Raw genomic sequence first — 4,430 nt, forward strand, 5'->3', positions numbered from 1 at the left:
AGTAAAACTGGTGTTGAAACTAAGACGAGCGCGGTCAGCCAAGATAGTATTGATGTCCAAATCTCCTCTAGAACCTTCTGCTTCACCGCTACGAACAGCTCGCTCATCACCAAAGACATCAGCTACAACAGCAATTACTTCTCCAGTTAGCGTAGTGGTAGTCGAAAACTGATTGGCTTCTAATTCAGATGTCCGAGCTTCTAGAGCATCAACGCGACCGCGTAGAGTAGCAAGTTCGGCAGAAAACTCCTCTTGTAACCGTTGTAAAGTTGCTAGGTCTTCTTTAGTCACATTGTCAGCCGTTGCTGTAGCAATTAATTCATTCACTCGATCTAAACAGGCATTTAAACCAGCAGCGAACTCGTAACGAGTCAAAGCGCGGTTACCGCGATAAGTTCCGTCGGGATACCCAGCAATGCAACCATAACGCTCGACTAAGGACTGCAAGGCTTGAAACGCCCAGTCGGTAGGCTGTACGTCTGACAACTGAGAAACAGAGGTAACTTGAGCTAGAGCATCTGTGGTTTGGCTATTTTGGTTAATTTCATCAAAGCTGGTCTCATCTAGCTGTTGAGCAACTGGTTGTAATGTTGAATTAGATTGGCTTAGTTGTGCAATTTTTTGTTGTGTAATTTTTTGTTCTGAGGGATTTATAACTATCTCCGATGCAGGAGCTTCAGCAGCTTGAGTGCGGACTGTCAAAAATAGAGTAGTACCTACAAGCGTAACCGGACACAATCCCAAAGCAATCCACAAGAACTTTGTCATAGTTTTCGCTCACACCTATATTGTTAAGTTGACAGAAATACCCAACTTATTCGGCAAATAGCGTCATGTTTGTCGCCACTACCTGCTTATTATTTCAGACAGAGATGAAATTCGGATGAAATCCTTTTTAGAACTGAGGACTATGTTGAAGCGAGAAGGAAGCTACAGTTCTATTTCACACTTTGCTACTAGCAAAGTTTTTAGAAAATATTGTAATAATCTTACTTTAAGAGCAAAAATTAATTTTTTTAAACTTGCGTATAAAATTGTTAAATAAGAATACTTGCATTTTCATCTGATACGATCTTTCCTTCAACAACTTTTTGAAAGGTAATTAAATAAATCTAAACTAGGTGAATAGAAGCAAATAAAACGCTGGAGTTCATTAATTTTTAGTAGTGAGTAAGGTAGCTAAGTTCTGAATGAAAATGTAGTAAAACATAAACTTTTAATGGTTGACTCGCTAAAGCAAATATTTTGTAATTTAACTAGTAAATCGATCTGGCTCAGAAAGAGTCGATATTTCATCCTGATTTCATCTAGTTCTGCCAATCTATTCTTAGTAGATAATTTAACTGATAGTTAATAGAGGAAAGACCCACGTATAATAGCAGAAGGATGAATTTTGTGAGAATATTACTAGTTGAGGATGAACCAGACTTAGGAGCTGCAATCAAGCGAACCTTAGACCAAGAAAAGTACGTGGTTGATTTGGTTCTAAATGGCACTGAAGCCTGGGAATATTTAGAAAACCAGCACGCACAGTATAGCTTGGCTATCTTGGACTGGTCGTTGCCAGGAATGTCAGGTATAGAGCTGTGCAAGCGGCTGAGGAGGCAAAACAGCCCGTTACCAGTGTTGATCCTGACAGCTAGAGATAGTATTGAAGACAGAGTGACTGGTTTGGATGCAGGAGCGGATGACTATCTAGTGAAACCGTTTAGCATGGCGGAACTACTAGCAAGGGTGAGGGCGCTCCAACGGCGATCGCCTCAGATTCAACCCCAAAAACTCCAAGCAGGTAATCTAATTTTAGATTACGCAACCCGAAGTGTTTATCTAGTCGAAGAAAGTGGCGAGCGGCAGTTAGTGCCACTCACGAAAAAGGAATTTCAGCTATTAGAGTATTTTATGACACATCCAAATCGGATTGTTAGCAGCGAGCAGATTCGCAATCAGCTTTGGGAAGTGAATGCAGATACCACCAGTAATGTAGTAGCTGCTCAAATTCGCTTGCTCAGACGACAACTTGCAGTCATAGACAGCGCCTATGCAATCGAAACAGTTCCTGGCAGGGGCTATCGCCTCAATATTCCCGATGCAGCAAAATAAACTTTTTACTCGAACTCGCTGGCAATTAGTTGCCTGGTATGCAGCTGTGATGGGCTTTATTTTAAGTCTACTTGGTTTTGGAGTGTACCAAGCAATTATTCACGCTCATTGGCGCACTCTAGACCGAGAGCTAGAGATTGTGGCTGGAACGCTACACGATTCTATCGAAAAAACTCTGGTACAACCTGGGCGCTTGGAACAGACAACCAAGCAGCTCTTGCCACAAATGTCGCAATTGGAAAAACGTCACATTCTCGGAGCCATTCACCGAGACGACTACTACATCAGGTTTTTAGACCGTTCTGGACGGGTTATCGCTGGGTTCGGTTCTCAACCAAATGGGGTGCCGCTTACCTCAGGAGAGGCTGCATGGCAAACTCTTGTCGATGCTAGGGGAAATCGATATCACCAAATATCTTTATCATTACATACTCAGGACAATCGCCCTTGGGGATATATGCAGATGGGGCGAAGTCTCAAAGATGTTGACGATTATCTAAATAACGTGAAGTTAGTTTTGCTGGTGGGATTACCAATTGCTATGGCAATGGTGGCAGTTTCCAGTTGGTGGCTGGCAGGATTAGCAATGCGACCGATTTACCGCTCGTATAGGCAAGTTCAACAGTTTACAGCGGATGCAGCTCACGAATTGAGAACGCCTTTAGCGGCACTAGGTGCAACTGTCGAATCAGCTCTGCGATTGCCCGATCTGTCTCAAGCAGAAGCATACGATATTTTACACACTTTAAACCGCCAGAATCAACGACTGACGACGTTAGTTGCCGATCTACTTTTACTATCTCGCATGGAGCGGCGACCGTTACCAGCACGACATCAGCTTTGTTGCTTAAACGATATTATCGGCGATTTGGTAGAAGAATTAACATCCTTGGCTCTTGACGCAGGAGTAACGTTGACAGTTGACATCCGAGTAAAAAGTTTGTTGCGCGTCTTTGGGGATGAAGAACAACTCTATCGTCTGTTTACAAATTTAATAGTCAATGCCATCCAGTACACGCCATCGGGCGGTCGCGTAACTGTAATTCTAGAGCGTAGCGGTCACTACGCGCTGATTCGGATTCGAGATACGGGTATTGGCATTGCACCCGAGCAACAACAGCGAATTTTTGATCGCTTCTATCGTGTCAGTAGCGATCGCTCTAGAGCATCGGGTGGATCTGGGTTGGGGTTAGCGATCGCGATGGCGATCGTTCAAGCACATGATGGTAGTTTAGAGGTGCAGAGCGAATTGGGTAAAGGCAGTACTTTCAGCGTGCGATTACCCCTAGAAACTTCATCACTTCCAGATAGCTGAAGGATAGTCCTAGTTACAAAGATCGATCTTGAATTATTCAGTTAGCAAATCGTACAGTGATTTCATCATAATTTCATCGGGTAGAAGTTAAGGTCATGACTGTGTTTTGAGAGTGAGGAGTCACGACCGACGTGAAAAAAGCATATCTACTATCGTGCAGCACTAGTCTACTTGTAGCGATCGCCTATTGCCTACCTGCTGTTGCTGGGACTGAGTTTTTTCCCTACACCCTATCTTCCAAATCCTCTAATAACTTAATATCTCAGGAAGCTTCAATTCCCTCAGTCTCCCAGCTATCCGACGTGCAGCCTAATGACTGGTTGTTTCAAGCATTGCAGTCATTGGTGGAACGATACGGCTGCATTGCTGGTTATCCTGACAGTACATATCGTGGCAACCGTGCTTTGACCCGTTATGAATTTGCCGCTGGTTTAAATGCCTGTCTAGATCGAGTGAATGAATTAATTGCTACAGCAACGGCTGACCTAGTTACCAAAGAAGATCTAACCACGCTCCAAAGGCTGCAAGCTGATTTTGCGACTGAACTTAGTACCCTACGAGGTCGGGTAGATGCACTGGAAACAGCTACAGCCCAACTGGAAGCCAATCAATTTTCGACCACGACTAAACTCAACGGACAAGTCATCTTTGCTTTGAGTGGAGCTGTTGGGAAAGACAAAGCCGTTCCTTCTGGCGTGACAGCAGGTTCGGCTGGTAGGGTGGATGAAAATTTCACCCTCAGCAATAGGGTGCTGTTAGATTTCGAGACTAGTTTTACTGGTAAAGATACGCTGACTGTCTCGCTTTATGCTAATAACTTCCCTGATTTTAGAGACGTAACGGGTACTAACATGGGACGACTCGTGTACGAACGAGATACCGTTGGCTCTACCGAAAACGACATGGGGGTGTTTTATCTCGCCTACGAATTTCCTATAGGCGATCGCCTGACGGTTCTTGTCGAACCTTACGGTGGTGTTTTAGGAGATTTTGTCGATCTGATCGATCCCTACTT

4 protein-coding genes are annotated in these 4,430 nt (G+C 44.0%); 3 read left to right on the top strand and 1 reads right to left on the bottom strand.

The features are described 5' to 3' along the window. Positions 1–768, bottom strand: a 768-nt coding sequence (locus tag DSM107010_RS41065; protein ID WP_241994106.1) for an iron uptake porin, incomplete at its 3' end; no start/stop codon positions are given. A 627-nt stretch (positions 769–1,395) separates the two neighbouring features. Between DSM107010_RS41065 and rppA the strand changes: the two genes are divergently transcribed. The 3 genes from rppA to DSM107010_RS03415 form a co-directional block, all read left to right on the top strand. After that, positions 1,396–2,100 carry a two-component system response regulator RppA gene (gene rppA, locus DSM107010_RS03405; protein ID WP_181246530.1) on the top strand — a complete coding sequence of 235 codons (705 nt, stop codon included), beginning with the start codon at positions 1,396–1,398 and terminating at the stop codon, positions 2,098–2,100. Beyond that, on the top strand, positions 2,087–3,415 hold the full coding sequence (gene rppB, locus DSM107010_RS03410) for a two-component system sensor histidine kinase RppB (protein ID WP_127022378.1): 1,329 nt from the start codon (positions 2,087–2,089) through the stop codon (positions 3,413–3,415). The genes rppA and rppB overlap by 14 nt, the downstream gene beginning before the upstream one ends. A 131-nt stretch (positions 3,416–3,546) precedes the next feature. Further along, the coding region (locus DSM107010_RS03415; protein WP_241994107.1) for an iron uptake porin at positions 3,547–4,430 on the top strand (884 nt) is incomplete at its 3' end.

This window comes from Chroococcidiopsis cubana SAG 39.79, assembly GCF_003991895.1.
In the GTDB taxonomy this organism is placed as follows: Bacteria; Cyanobacteriota; Cyanobacteriia; order Cyanobacteriales; family Chroococcidiopsidaceae; genus Chroococcidiopsis; species Chroococcidiopsis thermalis.

What these genes read in the sequence shown, in the direction of transcription:
- rppB (WP_127022378.1), top strand. Translation starts at nt 2,087, where the DNA reads ATGCAGCAAAATAAACTTTTTACTCGAACTCGCTGGCAATTAGTTGCC.